We start from the raw sequence: 19,220 nt of genomic DNA on the forward strand, positions 1-19,220 counted from the left end.
GGTCGTCAATCCGCGTAGTCGGGGGCGGCGGGGAGGCCCACGGCCTCCTCGAGGACCGTGATCCCCTGCTCGTGCATCCAGGTCGACAGCTCGACGCCCACGTAGCGCACATGCCAGGGCTCGTACCAGTAGCCGGTCGTGTCGAACTCGTCCTTGGGGTACCGGACGATCCAGCCGTACTGCCATGCGTTCTCGGCGACCCACGCGCCGATGAGCTCGTCCGCGAAGCATCGCTTCACGCGGCAGCTGGTCGAGCCGTAGATGTCGGCGGCCCAGCCGGTCTGGTGCTCGGAGTAGCCTGCGCGGGCCGAGAAGCTCTCCGCGACCGTCGTGCCGCGCCGTCCCACGTAGAGCGAGTGGAGGGAGATCTGCTCGGTGTAGCTGCGGTAGCCCGACGCGATCGAGAAGTCGAGCCCCTCCGCGACGGCGGCGTCGCGCATCTGTGCCAGCGCCTCGGCGGCCTCGGACCGCAGCCGCTCCGAGCTCCCGCCGGGAACGCCCTCGACGTTCACGAGATCCTCCGGCGCGTACGTCATCGGGTCGAGCGGGCGGGACTTGTTCACCACGACGAGGAAGGATGTCGGGTCGTCGAGCGCTCCGTCGGGGATCGACGGCCCGTCCTCCACCACCTCGATCTCCGCGACCGGGGTCGCATCCTCGACCTCGACGCTGCCGGCGGTCGCCGTGACGGCGGGGATCGCCGACGCCTCGGCGTCGACGGAGTCCGGGGCCGTGGACGATGCGGCGGCCGCCTCGGGCTCGGAGGCCGGGTTCACCGGGAGCGAGCCCGCGGACACCGCTCCGACCCCCACGCCGAGGCCGAGCCCGAGCAGGACCGCGCCCCCGCGTATCGGCCAGCTGCGTGCATGCAGGATCCGCGGTCGCTCGCCCCGCTCGGGTGAGTGTCTCGCGTGCTCAGCTCGGGCGCGCATCGGCTGACCTTGACTGCCTGGCGCGCAGCACCGCGTCGTAGAGGTCGCGGCGCGGCAGGCCCGTCGTGGTCGCGAGGTCCGCGACCACGTCCTTGGCCCGTTCGCCGCCGTCGATGCGGGCAAGCGCCTCCTGCACCGCGGCCTCGGTGCCGAGCGCCTCCGCGGGACGACCCGCGACGCACACCACGATCTCGCCGCGCGGCTGCGACTCCTCCGCCCACGCGACGAGCTCGCCGAGCGTGCCCCTGCGCGTCTCCTCGTACGTCTTGGTGAGCTCGCGGGACACCGATCCCTGCCGGTCGGCGCCCCACGCCTCGACCATCGCGCGGAGCGTGTCGACGAGCCGGTGCGGCGCCTCGAAGAACACCATCGTCCTGGGCTCGGCGACGAGCGAGCCGAACGCGCGCGCCCGCTCGCCCGCCTTGCGCGGCGCGAAGCCCTCGAAGCAGAAGCGGTCCGTCGGCAGCCCCGACAGCGCGAGGGCGGTCAGCACCGCGCTCGGGCCGGGCAGCACCGTGACAGGCACGTCGGCCGCGATCGCCTCGGACACCACCCGATAGCCCGGGTCGGAGACCGTCGGCATCCCGGCATCGGACACGACCAGCACGGTCCCGCCGTCCGCGGCCACCTTGACGAGGTCCGCGGCCCGCTCGCCCTCGTTGTGGTCGTGCACGGCGATCACCCGACCACGCACCTCGATCCCCAGCCGCGACGCCAGGTCGCGCAGCCGCCTCGTGTCCTCGGCCGCGACCACGTCCGCGACGGCGAGCGCCTCGCGAAGCCGGGCCGACGCATCGTCCGTGTTGCCGATGGGGGTGGCTCCGAGCAGCACGATGCCGTGGGGAGCCGATTCCATGTCCACAGGGTCGCACACGATCTGCCCGGTTTCCCTGAGTGCCACGGCTAGGCTTCACGTGTGAACTGGGGCTGGGTCTACCGCTGGCGGGTGCAGGTGATGGCTGTGGCCGTCGGCGCTCTCGCCGCGCTGCTGCGCTTCTACAACCTCGGCTATCCCGCCAAGCTGGTCTTCGACGAGGTCTACTACCCGCGCGGAGCGTTCTCGCTGCTCGTCTACGGGTACGAGGGCAACTGGGAGGGCGCCGACCAGGCCTTCGCGCAAGGCGACTACTCGGGGCTGTCGTCCGAGGGCGACTACGTCGTCCACCCGATGGTGGGCAAGCTGCTCATCGCCGTCGGGATCAAGATCTTCGGCCCCACGCCGTTCGGGTGGCGCTTCACCGAGGCCCTGTTCGGCGTCGCCGTCGTCGTCCTGACCGCGCTCATCGCGCGCACGCTGCTGAGGTCCACGCTGTTCGGCGGCATCGCCGGACTGCTCCTCGCGGTCGACGGGCTCGCGATCACGATGTCCCGCACCGCCCTGCTCGACGGGTTCCTCGCGTTCTTCGCCGTCGCGGGCTTCGGCCTCATCGTGTGGGACAAGGAGAGGTTCAGACGCAGGCTCGACGCCGCGATGGATCGGATGCGGGCCGAGGGCAAGGACCCGACCGCCGGCTACGGGCCCGACATGGGCGTGCGCTGGATGCGGCTCGGCGCGATCGTGGTGCTCAGCCTGGGCATGGCGACCAAGTGGTCGGGCGGCTGGTTCCTCGCCGCGTTCATGGTGCTGTCCGTCGTGTGGGACCTGACCGCGCGCCGCGACGCCGGGATCGAGCGGTGGTTCCTCGGCTCCGTCTGGCGGACCATCCCCACGTTCTTCGCGACGCTCGTGCTCGCACCGACCGTCTACGTCGCGACGTGGTGGAACTGGTTCGCGACCGACGGCTCATACGCGCGGCACTGGGCGGAGAACCACCCCGGCGAGGGTGTCACGTGGCTGCCCGAGTCGCTGCGCTCGCTCGTCGAGTACCACCGGCAGATGTGGGAGTTCCACACGAACCTCACCACGCCGCACGACTACCAGGCCAACCCGTGGGGCTGGCTCCTGCAGATCCGGCCGACGGCCTTCCACTACACGGAGGTCGCGGACGTCGACTGCGGCTCCGACAAGTGCGTGTCCGCGATCTCCTCGATCGGCAACGTCGCGATCTGGTGGGTGGGCGTCGCCGCGCTCGTGTTCGTGTTCTACCGCCTCATCCGTCACCGCGACACGACGGGCCTGATCCTGAGCATCGGGGTGTTCGCCGGCTGGGTCCCGTGGCTGCCGTACGCGTACCGCACGATCTTCACGTTCTACTCGATCGTGTTCATCCCGTTCCTGGTGATGGTGGTCGCGTGGATGCTCCAGCGGATCGCGCAGCCCGATGGACCCGGGACCTGGTCCAGATGGGGGACGATCGCGGTCGGCGTGTACGTCGGCATCGTCCTCATCGTCGCCGGATACTTCTGGCCCCTGTGGTCGGGCGACCCGATCCCGTACGACTACTGGCGCATGCACATGAGGGTCAAGAACTGGGTCTGACCCTCGCGGTGCTCGATCAGTCCCTGCGCGCGATGAGCTGGGACAGCACGATCGCCGACCTGGTCGAGTCCACCTGAGGGGCGAGCCGCACCTTCTCGAGGGCCTCCTCGAGCGACGGCATGCTGCTCGCGCGCAGGCGCACGAGGGCGTCGGCCTCGCCCGTCACGGTCTGCGCCTCGATGACGTCGGGGATGCCCGACAGGATCCTGCGCAGCTCCTCGGGCCCGACGGTGCCGCGGCAGAACACCTCGACGAAGGCCTCGGTGTCGCGTCCGTCGACCGTCGGATCGACCAGTACGGTGTAGCCGCGGATGACGCCCGCGGCCGTCATGCGGTCCATGCGGCGCTTGACCGCGGTGGGCGAGAGGCCGATGCGCTCCCCCATGTCCTGATAGCTGATGCGGCCGTCGAGCTTGAGCTCGTCGAGGATCCGTCGGTCCAGGCTGTCGATGGTCATGCTTCCCCCCTTGCTGCGCACTTTCGCAGGAATCCAACGCTATCGCGGAACAAGTCGCCGGATTCACGATTCTGGGTCACGAAATCGTCACGGAATCTCTGTCACGCTTGATGCAGAAGGAGGGAGCCCCATGACCACCACCGCCCCCATGCGCCTCGTCCGCGAGCGCACCGCGACGCCCCTGACCGTGCTGATGTGCCGCCCGACGCACTTCACCGTGTCCTACTCGATCAACCCCTGGATGGAGCCCGAGAACCCCACCGACACCGCCCGCGCGCTGTCCCAGTGGTCCGAGCTTCGACGCGTCTTCGAGCGCCTCGGCTTCACGATCGAGGAGGTCGCCCCCGGCGAGAGCCTCCCCGACATGGTGTTCGCCGCCAACGGCGGGCTCGTGGTCGACGGCAAGGCGTACACCGCGAAGTTCACGCACGCCGAGCGCGCCCCCGAGGCAGGCCTCTACGCCGACTGGTTCCGCGCCGCCGGGCTCGAGGTCGTCGACGCCGTCGAGACCAACGAGGGCGAGGGAGACGTCCTCCTGATCGGCGACGTGCTGTTCGCCGGCACGGGCTTCCGCACCGACACCTCCTCGCACGACGAGATGGCTCGCGTCTTCGGCCGCGAGGTCGTCTCGCTGCGCCTTATCCGCCCCGACTTCTACCACCTGGACACCGCCCTCGCGGTGCTGGACGCCACCCCCGGCCAGGAGCACATCGCGTACCTGCCGAGCGCGTTCGACGACGCGAGCCGCGCCGAGCTCGAGCGCCGCTTCCCGGACGCGATCCTCGTCGACGAGCACGACGCCAAGGTGTTCGGCCTCAACGCCGTCTCGGACGGCCTGCACGTCATCACCGCGGCGCGCGCCACCGCGTTCCAGCACCAGCTGCGCGAGGCCGGCTACGAGCCCATCGGCGTCGACCTCACCGAGCTGCTGCTCGCCGGCGGCGGCGCCAAGTGCTGCACGCTCGTGCTGCGCGACCGCACCGCCGAGTCCGCCGACCCGGCCACCGCATCGTCCATGTCCACCGCATCGTCCACCCCCACCACCGAGGAGAACCGCTGATGGTCCAGTTCGTCGATGTCGCGGCCATGAGCCGCTGGATGGCCGATGAGGGCATCGAGACCCTGATCGGGGACCTCGTCGCCTACCTCGAGTCCGACTACCGCCGCTGGGAGCAGTTCGACAAGGTCGCGCGCATCCCCGCGCACTCCGAGGACGGCGTGATCGAGCTCATGCCGACCGCTGACGCGGAGCTGTACGGCTTCAAGTACGTCAACGGTCACCCGATCAACCCGTCGCGCGGCCTGCAGACCGTCACGGCGTTCGGCGTGCTGTCCGACATGGCGACCGGCTACCCGCTCATGCTCGCCGAGATGTCGCTGCTGACCGCGCTGCGCACCGCGGCGACCTCCGCGATGGCCGCGCGCCACCTCGCGCGCCCCGACTCGCGCGTCCACGCGCTGATCGGCACGGGCTCTCAGTCCGAGTTCCAGGCGCTCGGCATGCGCGGCGCGCTCGGCCTGAACGAGCTGCGCATCTGGGACGTCGACCCGGCCGCGATGGACAAGTTCGAGCGCAACGCCGCGGCACTGGGCTTCACGGTCCACCGCGCGACCTCCGCGGCCGACGCCGTGGCCGGCGCCGACGTCGTCACCACGTGCACGGCCGACAAGGTCAACGCGACCGTCCTGCACGGCGACGTGATCGAGCCCGGCATGCACCTCAACGCGATCGGCGGCGACAGCCCCGGCAAGACCGAGCTCGACGCGGCGATCCTGCTGCGCGCCGACACGTTCGTGGAGTTCCACCCGCAGACCTTCATCGAGGGTGAGATCCAGAACCTGCCCGAGGACCACCCCACGATCGACCTGTGGCGCGTCGTCGACGGCCAGCTCCCCGGACGCACCTCCGCGGACCAGGTCACGGTCTTCGACTCGGTCGGCTTCGCGATCAACGACTTCTCGGCGCTGCGCTTCGTCCGCGACCGCGTGTCCGGCACCGCGTACGCCGCCGAGATCGACCTCATCGCCGAGCCCGCGGACCCCAAGGATCTCTTCTCCGTGGTCTCCCTGGCGCCGGCCGCCACGTCTCGGTGACACCCCTGGCACCCGGCTCATCACGCGAGTAGATTCGACGCAGGCGGGGGCCCGACCCCGCGTGCGTGCGAGGAGCCGAGGATGACCGCGGGTGATCAGTGGGAGGACTCCCCCGCAGGGGGAACGTCGAGGAACGGAATCGGCTACGTCGCGATCGTGACGCCGCTCGATGAGGCGACCCCGCCGCCGCAGCTCGTCAGCTCGATGAGCTGGGTGATCGGGTTCGTCTCCGCGGTGTCGCTCGCGATCGGCCTGTCCCTGGCCATCTGGCCGAGCAGCACGATCAAGGTCGGCGCCGCGCTGCTCGCGATCAACTTCCTCCTGTCGGGCGTGGTGCGCCTGGTGATCGGCGCGATGCGCACCGGCTACTCGTCGTCGATGCGGGCGGTGATGCTGATCTTCGGGATGCTGCTCGTGATCGGCGGCGTCGTGATCCTGCGCAACCTCGCGGCGAGCGCGACCCTGCTGCTGCTCGTGTCCGTGATCATGGTGGGCCTCAGCTGGATCGTCGAGGGCGTCATGGCGCTCGTGGACTCGGACGACGCGAAGTCGCGCGTCTGGGGGCTGGTCGGCGGCGCCGTGTCGATCATCGCGGGCATCATCGTGCTCGCGGTCCCCGGCTGGACGGCGACCGTGTTCCTGTGGTTCGCCGCGGGAGCGCTGATCCTGATCGGGATCGTGGGCCTGCTGCGCGCGTTCGCGATGCGGCGCTCGCTCAAGGCGGCGCGCGCATGACCGAGGAGGGCGTCGCCCCGGACATGCCCCCCGAGGTCGTCGAGGCCGTACGCAAGGAGGCCGCGCTGCGACCCGACGCGACGGCGCCGGCGTGGCTCGACGCGTTCGTGTGGTCGGTGCTGTGGAAGATCGTCGCCGTCGGTCTCGTCGCCGCTGCCGGCCTGTGGGCGATCGGCCAGCTCTCGCATTTCCTCGGGCTGCTCTTCGTCGCGCTGTTCTTCGCCCTCGCGATGATCCCCGGCGTCGAGGCCCTGACCAAGCGGTTCGGGATGCGCAGGGGCGCCGCCGTGGGCGTCATCTACCTCGCCGCCGTCGTCCTCGTGGCGTTCCTGGTCGCGGTCCTGGTTCCCGGCATCGTGCGCTTCGCGAACGAGGTCGGCTCCGCCGCATCGGTGTGGTTCGCTCACCTGAACACCTGGTGGGAGAGCCTGTTCGGCACCACGCTGATCGACCAGACGGGTGCCGCGGACGGCACGAGCGCGATCGCGAAGGTCCTTCAGAACTGGGCGTCCGGGGCGCTCGGAGCGCTGTCGTCGGGGCTCGGCCTCGTCTTCGACCTGATGACGGTCGCGATGTTCGCCTTCTACTTCGCGGCCGACTGGCCGCGGGTCATGCGCGCGCTCATGTCGCGCATGCCCCCGAACCGCCAGCGCGTGTTCAAGTGGGTCGCGGTCACCTCGATCGAGCAGACCGGTGGCTACTTCTACTCGCGTCTGCTGCTCGCCTCGGTGTGCGGCGGTCTCGGCTTCGTCGCGATGCTCGTCGTGGGACTCGACCTGGTCTACGCGCTGCCGATGGCGTTCTTCATGGGCTTCGTGTCGACGTTCATCCCCTTCATCGGCACGTATCTGGGCGCGGCGCTGCCGATCCTGATCGTGCTCGCGGTCGAGGGTGTCGGGAACGCGATCGGCCTGCTCGTGTGGGTCCTCATCTACCAGCAGATCGAGAACTACCTGCTCAGCCCCAAGCTGTCATCCAAGACGATGGAGCTCAACGGCGCGGTCGCGTTCGGTGGCGCGATCGCGGGAGGCGCGCTCGCCGGGCCGATGGGCGCGTTCATGGCGCTCCCGATCGCCGCGCTCGTCACTGCGATCATCAAGAACACCGGCCGCACGTATGCCGTGATCGACGAGGAACCGGAGCAGCCCGAGGAGATCGAGGCCGGCGACGAGCCCGCCCACGATGCCATGGACGATGCGGTGGCCGAGGCGGGCGAGGAGGCCTCGCCGAGCCTCGGGCGGCGCCTGCAGTTCTGGCGTCGCTGACGCGGGCACCTGACCCGGCACCCGGCACCCGGCTGCCGGCACCCCGCACCCGCACCCGGCTGCCGCATCGTCCCTTCCCGCGGCACACGCCGCACGTCCTGCACACACATGGCAATGCACGCGGCATGTCGCACCCAGATCAGGCGTCGACACGCCTGGTGCATGCCTAAGTGTGTGCAGGACGTGCGGACGCCAACGCGGAGGTCGCCGGCGAAGGCCAGCGAAGCGGACCCCTACAGCTCGCGGTGGACCACCTGAGCGGACACCTGCGCGCGCGGCATGATGAGCATCGAGTCGATGTTGACGTGCGCCGGACGGGACGCGACCCACGCGATCGCCTCGGCGATGTCCTGGGCGACGAGCGGCGTCATGCCCGCGTAGACCTTGTCGGCCTTGTCCTGGTCGCCGTCGAAGCGCACCATCGAGAACTCGGTCTCGACGAGGCCCGGGTCGATCTCGGACACACGGATCGGCTGGCCCTTCATCTCGAGGCGCAGCACCCGGGTGAAGGCCTTCACCGCATGCTTCGCGGCGTTGTAGCCGGCGCCGCCCGGGTAGGGCTCGAGCGCGGCGATCGACCCGAGCGTGACGACCTGGCCGTCGCCCGACGCGATGAGCTTCGGCAGGAGCGCCTTGACCGTGCGCACGGTGCCGAGCACGTTGACGTCGTACATCCGCTGCCACTCGTCCTCGTCGGCGTCCGCCACGGACGTCGTGCCGAACGCGCCGCCCGCGTTGGCGACGAGCAGGCTCGCCTCGGGGATAGCGGCGCAGAACGCCTCGACGGACGCGGGGTCGGTGACGTCGAGCGCGAGCGCCGTGCCGCCGATCTCCGCGGCCAGCGCCTCGAGCCGGTCCAGACGGCGGGCGCCGAGGACGACATGCCAGCCATCGGCGGCGAGCTGGCGGGCGGTGGCCTCGCCGATGCCGCTCGAGGCTCCGGTGACGACTGCGGTGCGCTGGGTCATGACTGCGGTTCTCCTTGGGTCGAGGGCCCGGGTCCCGGGCCTGGAGGCGTGGGGCTCTCGCCACGGCCGTCGACCGGCCGGGGCGCCAGAGCCGATTCCTCTCCGATGCTAGGAGCCCGCGTGTTACGCGCGCGTGTCGGACCCGCTGGCCCGGAGCAGCGCGACGACCGCGTCGACACCCAGGCCCGCCTCGCGCGCGCGCTCGACGAGCGCGCGGGCATCCGCGCTCAGCCCCGCGTACGCGGCGGCCATCTCGGTCAGCACGGCCCCCCGCCCGCGGCGCATCTCGACGAGCCCCTCGTCCCGCAGGAGCTGGTAGGCCTTGAGCACGGTGTGGAGATTCACGTCGAGCGCCTCGGAGACCTCGCGCGCGGAGGGCAGCCGCGCTCCGGGACCGATGCGGCCGGCGGCCGCGTCCTCGCGCACCGACCCGGCGATCTGGTCGTACAGCGGCGCGTCCGCGCCCGAGTCAATCCTGATCAGCATGGGCCCTCTCCGCGGCGGCCGTGAGGACCCCGGCGACGGTCTCCGCATCGTCCAGCGTGATGACGAACCTGCGCCCCGAGCGGCGGGCGACGTCGAGCCCCGGTCCGTTGCGCAGGATCACCCCGGTCGCGCCGGGGATCATCCTGACGCCCCAGCCGCCGAACTGGGTGAGCCCCGACACGTCGGTGACGGTGGCGGAGGCGATGTCCGAGGCGGCGATCGTGAACCGGGGGAATCCGATGGGCGACCGCACCGACAGCCCGCGCGCGTCCGCGCGCACGTGGAACACGGTCATGATGCTCACGAGCACCGTCACGAGGAGGGCGACTGCGGTGACGATGATGGCCGCGGCGAGATCCCCGAGCACCCACATCCACACGGCGAGCCCGGCGAGCACCGTGGAGGCGAGGACGAGCACCAGCATCGGCCCGCGCCCCATCTCCGCGCGGCCGAGCCACACGATCCGGGTGCCGGGCGCCGTCGCGAGCGGCGACACGGGCCGGGACGCGGGGACGATCATGTCCTGCGCGGGCTGCACGACCCAACCGAGGAACCCGGCGAGGAGCGCCGCGGCGAAGGCCGCGATCATCACGGGGACGATGCTGTCGTCGGGAGCGCCGTACCGCTGGACGAGCACGGAGCCGGTCGAGACGGTCGTGATCAGCGCGGACAGCCCTAGCGCGATGGCGGGCAGCAGTCGCAGCATCGGGCTGCGCTCGCCTCGCCTCAGCGACGGCAGCGCGAAGGCCATGAGCAGCGCCGGCATGCCGAGACCGACCGCGAGGGTGAGCACGGGCCACGTCCATGCGGGGCCGTAGCCGTCGGGACCCGAAGGCCCCCAGTGCGTGATCAGCTCCGCCCCGAGGGACGGGACCGAGGCGAGCTGGACGGCGACGCCGACGCAGGAGACCAGCGCGGGCCCGCCGAGGCCCACGAGGACCGCGCGACGCACGACGTGGTCCTGACGCATCGTCCGCTCCCCTCGAAGGCGACTGTTATAGAAGAACTATAACATCTACGTCGTCGCGTCGGCCTGAGCCTCGTCGCCCTCCGGGCTCGGCCTGCCGTGATGCACGAGGTCGGGGTCGACGATCGTGAGCCTGAACACCTGCGGCCCCGAGAGGTAAAGCGCGACGACCATGTACCAGCCGAACTCCACGAGGATCCGGGACTCGACCAGCGACTGCAGCAGCAGCGCGACGGACAGCAGCGCCCACCCGAGAGGGAGGTAGGTGTCGCCCCGCTCGGCGCGCTCGACGAGGCGCCACGAGGAGCCGAACATGAGCACGAGGATCGTCACCAGCAGCGCCACGCCCACGAGCCCCAGCTGGAGCCACGTGTCGAGGAACGCGTTGTGCGCGTGGGTGGCGACAAGGTCCACCCGCTCGTCGATCCCCGCATACGGCTCCTCCCAGACCGGCCAGTAGCCGACGAATCCCCAGCCCTCGGGACGCTGCCACGCGACCTCGACCACCTCGCGCCAGATCCGGGCCCTGCTCGTGAGGTCCGAGTCGCGCCCCACGAGCCCGAAGATCACGTCGCGATACTTGATCGTTGCCACACCCGCGATCGCCGTGAGCCCCAGGACGATGCGCGACAGGGTCTTCTTCCCGCCCGAGGGGAGGCGACGGATCCAGAATGCGGCGATCGTGATGCCCACGATGTAGAGCGTCGAGACCGTGACCGTCGCCGACTGCGTGAGCAGGTGGACCGCCCCGGCGGCGACGAGCGTCGCGATGGCCTCCCACCGACGCACGAGCCGCTCGAGCAGCACGATCATCGCGGTGATCGCGGTCAGCAGCGCCACGAAGCCGTACGTGTTGCGGTTGCCGACGAAGCCCTGGATCGGGCCGCCCTCGAACAGCAGGCCGTCCGACCACGTGAGGGGCTGACGGACGATGTTGTCGCCTCCGACCAGGTCGGTGAGGTCGGACATCGGCGGGTAGACCGGTCCCTTGACGATGATCGCCGCATACAGCTCGAGCGCGAGGCCGAGCAGCAGCGAGATCTGGAACCCGCGGTAGAGGATCACCATGAAGCGCCGGTTGCCCGTGCCGCGCACCGTGACGACCGCGAGGAAGGTGGTGGCGATGAGCGCGACCACGGCGAGCGCGGTGATCGCGCGCGTGGACGACCACAGGACGCTCGCCGCGACGAGCCCCACGAAGGCGCCGAGCGGCAGCGGCAGCCTGAGGCTCGCGAGCGTCGGCCGGAATGCCGCCCAGACCGCGGCCACCGTCACGACTGCGAGGGCGATGTAGGCCGGCATCCCGATCAGGTAGCGGAACCCCTGCCCCACGGTGAGGAGCACGAGGGCCCACACGGCGATGCCGTCCTGCACGGCGGGAGAGGTGATCCTGTCACGCCAGTCCACGCGCACGTCCACTGTCGCAGCCATCCATTCCTTCGTCGTCCGACGCGCTTCGCCGGGCCAGCCCCTGTCAGCAAGTGTGCCTCAGCGCGGACGCGCGGACCCCCGCGAGCCGGGCGAAATGCCTCTTCGTGGCCTCAATGTGACCTCTGTCTCGCCTCGACCCACGCGAGGAACTCGTCGGCGCCGATCACAGGCTTGCCCCACTGAGCGGCCTTGCGAGCCTTGCCCGACTGCGTCCCACGCTCGGCGACCACGAGCACGTCGGTGCGGGTCTTCGTGACGGTCTCGACGGGCACGAGCCCCGCATCCTTCGCGATCCTCGTCATGCGGTCGCGGTCGACGACGCCGAGCGTCTCGCTCACGACCGTCCCCGTGAAGCACACGCGCGCCCCGGGCTCGAGGACGCCGTCTGCGTCGGCGGGCGCGGCGAGCGCGAACTCCGCGTCGAGCACCTGCATGCCGAAGTGCCGCTCGGCCTCCCTCACGCGCGCGAGCGAGGACTCGTCCTGGTCGATCACGCGGCCCCAGGCCGCGCGCAGCAGTCCGGCCAGGACGATGCTGGGGTCGTCGTCCTCGAGGTTGCCTCCCACGACGAACCCCTCGGGGCCGGGCACGCCGGTCGGGCCGGTCGTACGCGCCGCGAGATAGCCGCGGCCGCGGGGCCAGGCCGCGAAGGGCGTCCCCGCGTCGAGGGCGCCGTAGGCCTCGCCGACCCACCGCTCCCCCGCGTCCCTGAGCGCGCGCGCCCGCTCGAGCGCGGTGGGCGCGGCCAGCTCGGCACGCGTGCGCGCGTCGAGCGCGGCCGCTGGGATCTCCGCCCCGAGCGCCATCGGCTCCACCACGCCGTTGCGCTTGAGCTCGAAGTCGATCCAGCCGAGCATGCGGTCGATCCCCACTCCCACCGGGACCCGGCCGGCCAGGAGCGGCGACAGGCACGCCCACGCCTCGGCCAGGACCGGCGCGAGCTGCACGTCCCGGGTCGTGAGGCCGAACTCCGTCTGGGCCCCGTACAGGTCGCTCGTGGGGTTGACGACCGTCGTCGCCTCGTCCCCCTCGTCGGTGACCACGGCGATCTCGACGGGGCGCGGACGGTACCTGTCGCCCACCTGCCCCACGGACAGGGCGCTGAGGTAGACCCGCCCGGCTGCCGCATCGTCCGTGTTCCCCGAGCCCGAGGAGGCGAGGAATCGCCGGATCCTGCCGTCCGTCTTGAGGTCGCGGGGCAGGACGTCGCGCTTGAGGACCAGGCCGGCTAAGGAGGTGCAGCGGCTGAGGGCCACGTAGAGCTGGCCGTTCGCGAAGGTGCCGCCCGTGAGGTCGACCACGACGCGGTTCAGCGTCTGCCCCTGGCTCTTGTGGATCGTGATGGCCCACGCGAGCTTCATGGGCAGCTGCGTGAACGTGCCGACCACGTCGCGCCGCAGCGATCCTCCGCTGACCACCGGACGAGCGATCTCCCACGTGTGCGGGCGCACGCTCACCGTGACGCCCTCGCGCAGGCCGACGCGCACCACGGGGCCCTCGCGGTCCGAGTCGAGGGCGAGCACGCGTCCGAGCGTTCCGTTGACCCAGCGGTCCAGGGGATCGTTGTTGAGCAGCATCACCTGGGCGCCGACAGCGAGGTCGAGGCTGTCATCGGTGGGACGCTCGAAGCCGTCCGTGTCGCCCGTCACCTCGGCGCGATACGAGCGGATCGGCGAGGGCAGACGGTCCAGCATGTGGCGGTTGCGGGCCCCGACGATGCGGTTCGTGGTCGCGAGCGTGAGCCAGAACTCGTCCTCGGGCGGCTCGAAGTCGGGATCCGTGCGGGCGTTGAGAGCAGCGCGCGCGTCATCCAGGAGCGTGCCCTCCCGCACGGCGTTGAGGATGTCCACCAGCCCCGAGTCGCCGATCTGGCGGAAGACCGTGGTGAGCTCGACGACGGGGAACGTGTCGCGGTCGAACGCCTTGGCGGAGAAGAAGTACGGCGTGCCGAAGCGCTCGTCGAAGTAGTCGACCTCGTGGTCGCGCACCACGGGAGGCAGCTGGTGAAGGTCGCCCACGAGGACCAGCTGCACGCCGCCGAACGGCTCGCCGTGGCGCGGCCCGAAGCGCTCGAGCGCGGCCGCGAGCGCGTCGAACAGGTCGGCGCGCACCATCGACGCCTCGTCGATGATGAGCGTGTCGAGCTCCGCCAGGGTCTGCGCGAAGCGCCCGGGGAAGTACGCGGGGCCGCGCACCGTCTCCTCGTTCACCCCCATGGGGAAGGAGAAGAGGCGGTGGATCGTGTAGCCGTCGACGTTGAGCGCGGCGATGCCCGTGGGCGCGACGGTCACCGCTCGTCGTCCCGTGGTCGCGAGGAAGTGACGGATGAGCGTCGACTTTCCCGTGCCCGCGCGTCCCGTGAGGAAGAGGTTGGCGCCCGAGTGGAGAAGGTCCAGGGCGTGCGCGAAGTCCTCCGTGAAGGTGAGCTCGGGCGCGGCAGCCATGGTCCCCTCTCCGTGATCGCGCCGCGCGTGCGACGATGCGGCCACCCTACCGAGGACGTGCGACAGTGGGATGTCACTCATCACTTCGAGCACGTGAGGCAAGGCGGCCCATGACACGACGAGTCCTCTTCATCGGCGGCACCGGCGTGATCAGCTCCGCGGTGGCGCGGGAGGCGCTGGCGCAGGGGATCGAGCTGACGGTCCTGAACCGAGGCTCCGGACGGCGACCGCTCCCCCCAGGGGTCGAGTCCCTCATCGCCGACGTGCGCGACCCCGCCGCGATGCGCGCGGCACTCGGCGGCAGGGAGTTCGATGCGGTGGTCGACTGGGTGGCGTTCACCCCCGAGCACGTGCAGGCGGACGTGGACCTGTTCGCAGGTCGCACGGGCCAGTACGTGTTCATCAGCTCAGCCTCCGCCTACCTGACGCCGCCCGCCCGGATGCCCATCGTCGAGTCCACCCCTCTCAAGAACCCTGCATGGCCCTACTCGCGCGACAAGATCGCATGCGAGGACCTGCTCATGCGCGAGTTCCGCGACCACGACTTCCCGGTCACGGTCGTGCGCCCGTCGCACACCTACGACGAGACCTGCGTGCCCTTCGACGCGGGCTGGACCTTCGTCGAGCGCATGCGCGCCGGCAAGGAGGTGATCGTCCACGGCGACGGGTCGTCCATGTGGACCCTCACGCACAGCCGCGACGTCGCCCGTGGAGTCGTCCCCCTGCTCGCCGACTCCCGGACGATCGGCGAGGCCTACACGGTCACCTCGCACGACGCCCCGACCTGGGACGACATCGCCCGCACCCTGGCGGCCGCGGCGGGCACGGAGGCCCGCATCGTCCACGTCCCCTCGGACCAGATCGCCGCGGCGCATCCCGCCTGGGGCGAGGCGCTCCTCGGCGACAAGACGTGGAACGCGCTCTTCGACACGTCCAAGCTGCGCGGCGTCGTGCCCGACTTCGTCGCCACCACCTCGTTCGAGGAGGGCGCTCGCGAGATCGTCGCCTGGCACGACGCCGACGCGTCGCGCCGCGTGATCGACCCCGTGTTCGACCGCCTCTTCGACGAGCTCGCGGACAGGTTCCGCGTCCCCGTCGCGGATCGCTGAGGAGGCCTTCGCGCGCCTTCCGCGCAGGTCACATCGGATCGGGGTCCGCCTCGCGCAGGAGAAGTCCCGGACAAGAGAAAAGGACCCCGCCTGACGGCGAGGTCCTTCCAGAAGTGGAGCTGAGGGGAATCGAACCCCTGACCTTCTCATTGCGAACGAGACGCGCTACCAACTGCGCCACAGCCCCATCGCCTCTTGCGAAGCGGATAACAGGATAGCACCCGTTCAGAGTGCAAGTCACACCGCCCCACCCGCGCGATGCGCGAGACGCCGAGGCGACCACCGCATCGTCCGTCCCGTGCAGGGTCCGGACGCACGAGGGGCCCGGAAGGACGATGCCTTCCGGGCCCCTCGAGAGCGTCTGGACGACGCGTGGACTACTGCGCGTCGAGGACGTCGATCACGAACACCAGCGTCGAGTCCGCGGGAATCGTGTCGGACTCCTCGTCGCCGTACGCGAGGTCCGGCGGGATGATCAGCAGGATCTGCGAGCCGACCTGAACGCCGGTGAGGCCGTCGACCCAGCCCTGGATGAGCGAGTCGGCCGTCAGCGTGAAGGACGAGGCGTAGCCGCGGTCCCACGACGAGTCGAACTGCGTGCCGTCCCACAGCCAGCCGGTGTACTGGACGGTGAGGGTCTGACCCTCCTCGACCTCGTCGCCGTCGCCCTGGATCAGGACCTCGGACACGAGGTCGGAGGGCTTGTCGTAGTCGCCGTCCTCGAGGTCGATGCTCGGGGTGCCGTCATCGGCCAGCGTCACCTGGGGCAGGCTCGAGTCCTGCTCGACCGAGGTGCCCTCGGCCTGGAGCGGCGTCGTGTTCTCGACCGTGACCGCCATCACGAGCGAGTAGCCGTACGACGAGTCGATCGTGCCGTACAGCACCTGCGCGCCGACGTGGGCGCCCTTGAGCACCTCGTACAGGTTCGGGTCGAGCGCGTCCTCCGAGATGGTGAGGACCTCGGTGAAGCCCGTGTCGTACGTCGAGTAGTACAGCTCGGGGCCGGTCGAGGTCTCAGTGGCGTCGGCCGACGCGGAGGCGGAGGCCGAGGCGCTCGGGCTCGCCGACGCGGTGGCGCTCGTGTCGGTGGGCTCGTAGTAGATCACGTAGGAGACGTTGACACCGATCCCGTCGGTGAGCTCCTCGCCATCGCCATCGTTGACGAGCAGCGCACCCGTGTCGGTGAACTCGAGACCGGAGTCGTAGGAGAGCACGGGGACGCCGTCCTCACCGTCGGTCCAGGTCACGCCCTCGAGCGCGGCGACGGTCTCGGCCGAGGTGTCCGCGGAGGCGGAGGCGGACGCCGTCGCGGAGGCGTCGGTGTCGGTCGAGCTGGAGCAGGCGCTCAGGCCGACGGCGGCGAGAGCGATGGCCGCCGCGGCTGCGGCGGGGCGTCGGAAGTTCACGTGTCTTCTCCGTGTGTGATCGGGATGCGTCGGGCCTGTAGCGACAACGCACGCACTCCAGACCGGGTTCCAGCGTACGCGCCGCACGAACGGCCGCGGAACAGACCCTGCCATGCGAACCTCCGAAAACGCGCAGAGCGATGAGGCAAGGAGACGATTCCCACACTCGCGGAACCGTTTCATGCCGGACACGGCTCTGAAACACCCCGAACACAGATGGCCTTTACCGTTCATTTAACGATGCGGGCGGTAGACCCGCCGACGTCCCCCCGAAGGGAGGTGAGCAGATGCTCGAGCACGTCGACCCGTTCAACGGGACCGAGGTGACGGATCTGCCCGCGCCCTCGGGCCTCGCGGCCACCTGGTGGTGGCCGAAGCCGCAGGTAGGGAACACGCACCCCGGCGCATGCCACCCGCTGGGGATGGTGAGCGCGTGCGCGTTCTCCGGCGCGTACCCCACGGGCTACGGCCTCTACGACCTGTCGACCGAGGGCGTCCCCCGCCGCATCCACGACGAGTACGTCGCCTCGGGCTTCACGCACTTCCAGCAGTCCGGCACCGGCGCGATCCGCAAGTACTACAACTACTTCCGCGTCACCCCGATGCTCGAGCCCCTCGACGGTCTCGGCAAGGAGTTCGCGCTGACCGAGGAGGAGGCGTCGCCCGGCTACTACGCGGCGACGCTCGACAACGGGGTTCGCGCGGAGATCACCGTCGGCCCCAAGTCCGCGGTGCACCGCTACACGTTCCCCGAGCACAAGGACGCGCGCGTCGTCGTCGACATGTCGACGGGCGGGCTCACGATCCCGTACTCGGCGACCGTCCCGCTGCGCGCCTACCTCGAGTCGATCGCGCCGGGCAAGGCGCAGGGGCAGATCGTCGTCGAGGGCGCCCCGCTGTCCGTCTACCTCGAGTGCGACGCCCCTTCGTGGCGGCAGATGCTCTGGTACGACCGCCGCCTCATGCCCGCCGGCGCGCGCCTGGACCTGGACCACATCCGTCCCACGACGCTGCGGCCCTTCGGCCTCATGTGGGCCGGCCCGTCGCTCGCGGGGCAGACGGTCGAGCTGCGCATGGGCTTCTCGCTGCGCGGCGTCGACCAGGCGCGCGAGAACCTGCGCCGCGACTGCGGGACCGGCCAGGGCAGGTTCGCCAAGCGGCTGTCCACGACTCGTTCCGCCTGGACCGACCTGCTCGACAGCATCATGGTGGAGACCGAGTCGGACGAGCGCCGCGAGGTGTTCTACACGGCGCTCTACCACTCGCTCCTCAAGCCGTGCTTCGCGCGCGACGAGTCGCCGTTCTGGACCGCCGACGGCCCCTTCGTGTTCGACATCTCGACGATGTGGGACATCTACCGCACCCAGCTGCCGCTCCTGACCGCGCTCCAGCCGGGCAAGGCGATCGACCTCGCCAACGCGCTGCTCACGATCTGCGAGCAGGAGGGCAACCTGCCGATCGGCTACCGCATGGCGCGCGGCTCCGACCGCTTCTCCCGGCAGGCCTCCGCGCTCGCGCACACGTTCCTCGCCGACCTGTGCCAGCTCGACATCCCCGGCATCGACTGGGACTGGGCGCTCGTCAACATGCAGGCCGACCTGCGCCGCACCTACGGCGAGGACTTCCTGCTCACCGGCCGCGCGCATCCCATCTCCCACACCCTCGACCTCGCGTTCGCCTACTGGTGCACCGCGAAGGTCGCCGATCGCGTCGAGGACAAGCCGCTGGTCACCGAGCTCACGGCGCTCGCCGACCGCTGGCGCAACGCCTTCGGGGACGACGGCCTGCTGCTCGACTCGAACTTCTATGAGGGCACCAAGTACAACTACTCGTTCCGGCTCCTGCACGACATGGCGGCGCACATCGACGACGTGGGCGGGGACGATGCGTTCGTCGCGCTCCTCGACGCGTTCTTCGGCTTCGGCGCCGCTCCCGTGACGCAGCCCGGCATCGACCCGAGTCCCGAGGAGATGGCCGCGGGCTACGCGCTCGGCCGCTTCGAGGGCCTCAACAACGAGCCCGACATGGAGGCCCCCTGGGCCTACCACTACGCGGGACGGCCGGACCGGACCGCCGAGGTGGTCCACGGCATCGTCCACCAGCAGTACGCGCGCGGACGCGGCGGACTCCCCGGCAACGACGACTCCGGGGGCCTCAGCTCCTGGTACGTGTGGGCGAGCCTCGGCCTGTTCCCCGTCGCCGGCCAGAACATCTTCCTGCTGCACCCGCCGGCCTTCTCGGGCGCCACGGTCGCGATGTCCCGCGGCCGCCTCCGCATCGAGACGGACGGCTTCGTCGAGCCCGTCGCGGGCGGCGCCGTGCAGCACGTCCAGTCCGTCACCTTCGACGGCGAGCCCGTGTCCTCATGGATCGATGGCTCCCGCCTCCACGCCGGAGGCACCCTGCGCTTCGTGCTCGGCCCCGAGCCCAGCACGTGGGGCACCGACGAGCGTCCGCCGTCGATGCCCGACCCCGTCGAAGCACCCGCTCCGACGTCCCCCTGAAGC

16 protein-coding genes and 1 tRNA gene are annotated in these 19,220 nt (G+C 70.6%); 7 read left to right on the forward strand and 10 right to left on the reverse strand.

The genetic code is table 11. From position 1 onward, the window contains the following. Positions 1–5: 5 nt before the first annotated feature. Together AOP78_RS09480 and rsmI are read right to left on the reverse strand one after the other, a co-directional pair. Positions 6–932 carry a M15 family metallopeptidase gene (locus AOP78_RS09480; RefSeq protein ID WP_062203606.1) on the reverse strand — a complete coding sequence of 309 codons (927 nt, stop codon included), beginning with the start codon at positions 930–932 and terminating at the stop codon, positions 6–8. Beyond that, complete coding sequence (gene rsmI / locus AOP78_RS09485) at positions 916–1,788, reverse strand: 16S rRNA (cytidine(1402)-2'-O)-methyltransferase (protein ID WP_062203608.1); 873 nt, start codon at positions 1,786–1,788, stop codon at positions 916–918. The genes AOP78_RS09480 and rsmI overlap by 17 nt, the downstream gene beginning before the upstream one ends. Positions 1,789–1,848: 60 nt before the next feature. On the opposite strand from rsmI, the gene AOP78_RS09490 reads away from it, so the two are divergent. Then, complete coding sequence (locus tag AOP78_RS09490; protein WP_062203611.1) at positions 1,849–3,351, forward strand: dolichyl-phosphate-mannose--protein mannosyltransferase; 1,503 nt, start codon at positions 1,849–1,851, stop codon at positions 3,349–3,351. A 16-nt stretch (positions 3,352–3,367) separates the two neighbouring features. Here the strand turns inward: AOP78_RS09490 and AOP78_RS09495 are convergent, their stop codons facing one another. Next, the gene (locus tag AOP78_RS09495) at positions 3,368–3,808 is read right to left on the reverse strand and encodes an Lrp/AsnC family transcriptional regulator (protein WP_174442384.1); all 441 of its coding nucleotides are present in this window, start codon (positions 3,806–3,808) and stop codon (positions 3,368–3,370) included. A gap of 130 nt (positions 3,809–3,938) precedes the next feature. Here AOP78_RS09495 and ddaH point away from each other — a divergent pair, with 130 nt between their 5' ends. From ddaH to AOP78_RS09515, 4 genes are all read left to right on the forward strand, one after another. Next, a complete protein-coding gene (gene ddaH, locus AOP78_RS09500; RefSeq protein ID WP_083979990.1) occupies positions 3,939–4,868 on the forward strand; it encodes a dimethylargininase in 930 nt (309 codons plus the stop codon). Next, positions 4,868–5,902: an ornithine cyclodeaminase gene (gene ocd / locus AOP78_RS09505; protein WP_062203613.1), complete on the forward strand. Its 1,035-nt coding sequence runs from the start codon at positions 4,868–4,870 to the stop codon at positions 5,900–5,902. The genes ddaH and ocd overlap by 1 nt, the downstream gene beginning before the upstream one ends. A gap of 81 nt (positions 5,903–5,983) precedes the next feature. Next, a complete protein-coding gene (locus AOP78_RS09510) occupies positions 5,984–6,637 on the forward strand; it encodes an HdeD family acid-resistance protein (RefSeq protein WP_062203614.1) in 654 nt (217 codons plus the stop codon). Further along, positions 6,634–7,902 carry an AI-2E family transporter gene (locus AOP78_RS09515; RefSeq protein ID WP_062203616.1) on the forward strand — a complete coding sequence of 423 codons (1,269 nt, stop codon included), beginning with the start codon at positions 6,634–6,636 and terminating at the stop codon, positions 7,900–7,902. Before AOP78_RS09510 ends, AOP78_RS09515 begins: the two co-directional genes overlap by 4 nt. A 233-nt stretch (positions 7,903–8,135) precedes the next feature. On the opposite strand, the gene AOP78_RS09520 is transcribed toward AOP78_RS09515, so the two are convergent. The 5 genes from AOP78_RS09520 to AOP78_RS09540 form a co-directional block, all read right to left on the reverse strand. After that, complete coding sequence (locus tag AOP78_RS09520) at positions 8,136–8,870, reverse strand: SDR family NAD(P)-dependent oxidoreductase (RefSeq protein WP_062203618.1); 735 nt, start codon at positions 8,868–8,870, stop codon at positions 8,136–8,138. A gap of 123 nt (positions 8,871–8,993) precedes the next feature. Next, the gene (locus AOP78_RS09525) at positions 8,994–9,356 is read right to left on the reverse strand and encodes a GntR family transcriptional regulator (protein ID WP_062203620.1); all 363 of its coding nucleotides are present in this window, start codon (positions 9,354–9,356) and stop codon (positions 8,994–8,996) included. Further along, positions 9,340–10,326 (reverse strand): SdpI family protein, encoded by a 987-nt coding sequence (locus tag AOP78_RS09530; protein WP_062203621.1) that lies wholly within the window; start codon positions 10,324–10,326, stop codon positions 9,340–9,342. Before AOP78_RS09530 ends, AOP78_RS09525 begins: the two co-directional genes overlap by 17 nt. Before the next feature lie 45 nt (positions 10,327–10,371). Continuing rightward, on the reverse strand, positions 10,372–11,754 hold the full coding sequence (locus AOP78_RS09535) for an O-antigen ligase family protein (protein WP_062203623.1): 1,383 nt from the start codon (positions 11,752–11,754) through the stop codon (positions 10,372–10,374). Positions 11,755–11,864: 110 nt separating this feature from the next. Continuing rightward, positions 11,865–14,198 carry an AAA family ATPase gene (locus tag AOP78_RS09540; protein ID WP_062203929.1) on the reverse strand — a complete coding sequence of 778 codons (2,334 nt, stop codon included), beginning with the start codon at positions 14,196–14,198 and terminating at the stop codon, positions 11,865–11,867. 110 nt (positions 14,199–14,308) lie between these two features. Here AOP78_RS09540 and AOP78_RS09545 point away from each other — a divergent pair, with 110 nt between their 5' ends. Continuing rightward, positions 14,309–15,307, forward strand: a complete 999-nt coding sequence (locus AOP78_RS09545; RefSeq protein WP_062203625.1) for an SDR family oxidoreductase — start codon at positions 14,309–14,311, stop codon at positions 15,305–15,307. A 114-nt stretch (positions 15,308–15,421) separates the two neighbouring features. On the opposite strand, the gene AOP78_RS09550 is transcribed toward AOP78_RS09545, so the two are convergent. After that, positions 15,422–15,494 (reverse strand) — tRNA-Ala (locus AOP78_RS09550). Positions 15,495–15,684: 190 nt separating this feature from the next. Further along, a complete protein-coding gene (locus AOP78_RS09555) occupies positions 15,685–16,713 on the reverse strand; it encodes an FKBP-type peptidyl-prolyl cis-trans isomerase (protein ID WP_062203627.1) in 1,029 nt (342 codons plus the stop codon). Positions 16,714–17,000: 287 nt separating this feature from the next. Between AOP78_RS09555 and AOP78_RS09560 the strand changes: the two genes are divergently transcribed. After that, entirely contained in the window at positions 17,001–19,217 is a 2,217-nt protein-coding gene (locus AOP78_RS09560; protein ID WP_062203629.1) for a glycoside hydrolase domain-containing protein, read from the forward strand. The last annotated feature ends 3 nt before the right edge of the window (positions 19,218–19,220 follow it).

Origin of the sequence: Demequina salsinemoris, assembly GCF_000974805.1 — a bacterium.
Taxonomy (GTDB): domain Bacteria; phylum Actinomycetota; class Actinomycetes; order Actinomycetales; family Demequinaceae; genus Demequina; species Demequina salsinemoris.

Bases quoted from the DNA above. Each gene is read 5' to 3' on its own strand.
- AOP78_RS09495 (WP_174442384.1), bottom strand. From the start codon at position 3,808: ATGACCATCGACAGCCTGGACCGACGGATCCTCGACGAGCTCAAGCTC.
- AOP78_RS09515 (WP_062203616.1), top strand. From the start codon at position 6,634: ATGACCGAGGAGGGCGTCGCCCCGGACATGCCCCCCGAGGTCGTCGAG.
- AOP78_RS09480 (WP_062203606.1), bottom strand. From the start codon at position 932: ATGCGCGCCCGAGCTGAGCACGCGAGACACTCACCCGAGCGGGGCGAG.
- ddaH (WP_083979990.1), top strand. From the start codon at position 3,939: ATGACCACCACCGCCCCCATGCGCCTCGTCCGCGAGCGCACCGCGACG.
- AOP78_RS09525 (WP_062203620.1), bottom strand. From the start codon at position 9,356: ATGCTGATCAGGATTGACTCGGGCGCGGACGCGCCGCTGTACGACCAG.
- rsmI (WP_062203608.1), bottom strand. From the start codon at position 1,788: ATGGAATCGGCTCCCCACGGCATCGTGCTGCTCGGAGCCACCCCCATC.
- AOP78_RS09545 (WP_062203625.1), top strand. From the start codon at position 14,309: ATGACACGACGAGTCCTCTTCATCGGCGGCACCGGCGTGATCAGCTCC.
- AOP78_RS09560 (WP_062203629.1), top strand. From the start codon at position 17,001: ATGCTCGAGCACGTCGACCCGTTCAACGGGACCGAGGTGACGGATCTG.
- AOP78_RS09510 (WP_062203614.1), top strand. From the start codon at position 5,984: ATGACCGCGGGTGATCAGTGGGAGGACTCCCCCGCAGGGGGAACGTCG.
- AOP78_RS09535 (WP_062203623.1), bottom strand. From the start codon at position 11,754: ATGGCTGCGACAGTGGACGTGCGCGTGGACTGGCGTGACAGGATCACC.
- AOP78_RS09530 (WP_062203621.1), bottom strand. From the start codon at position 10,326: ATGCGTCAGGACCACGTCGTGCGTCGCGCGGTCCTCGTGGGCCTCGGC.
- AOP78_RS09540 (WP_062203929.1), bottom strand. From the start codon at position 14,198: ATGGCTGCCGCGCCCGAGCTCACCTTCACGGAGGACTTCGCGCACGCC.
- AOP78_RS09520 (WP_062203618.1), bottom strand. From the start codon at position 8,870: ATGACCCAGCGCACCGCAGTCGTCACCGGAGCCTCGAGCGGCATCGGC.
- ocd (WP_062203613.1), top strand. From the start codon at position 4,868: ATGGTCCAGTTCGTCGATGTCGCGGCCATGAGCCGCTGGATGGCCGAT.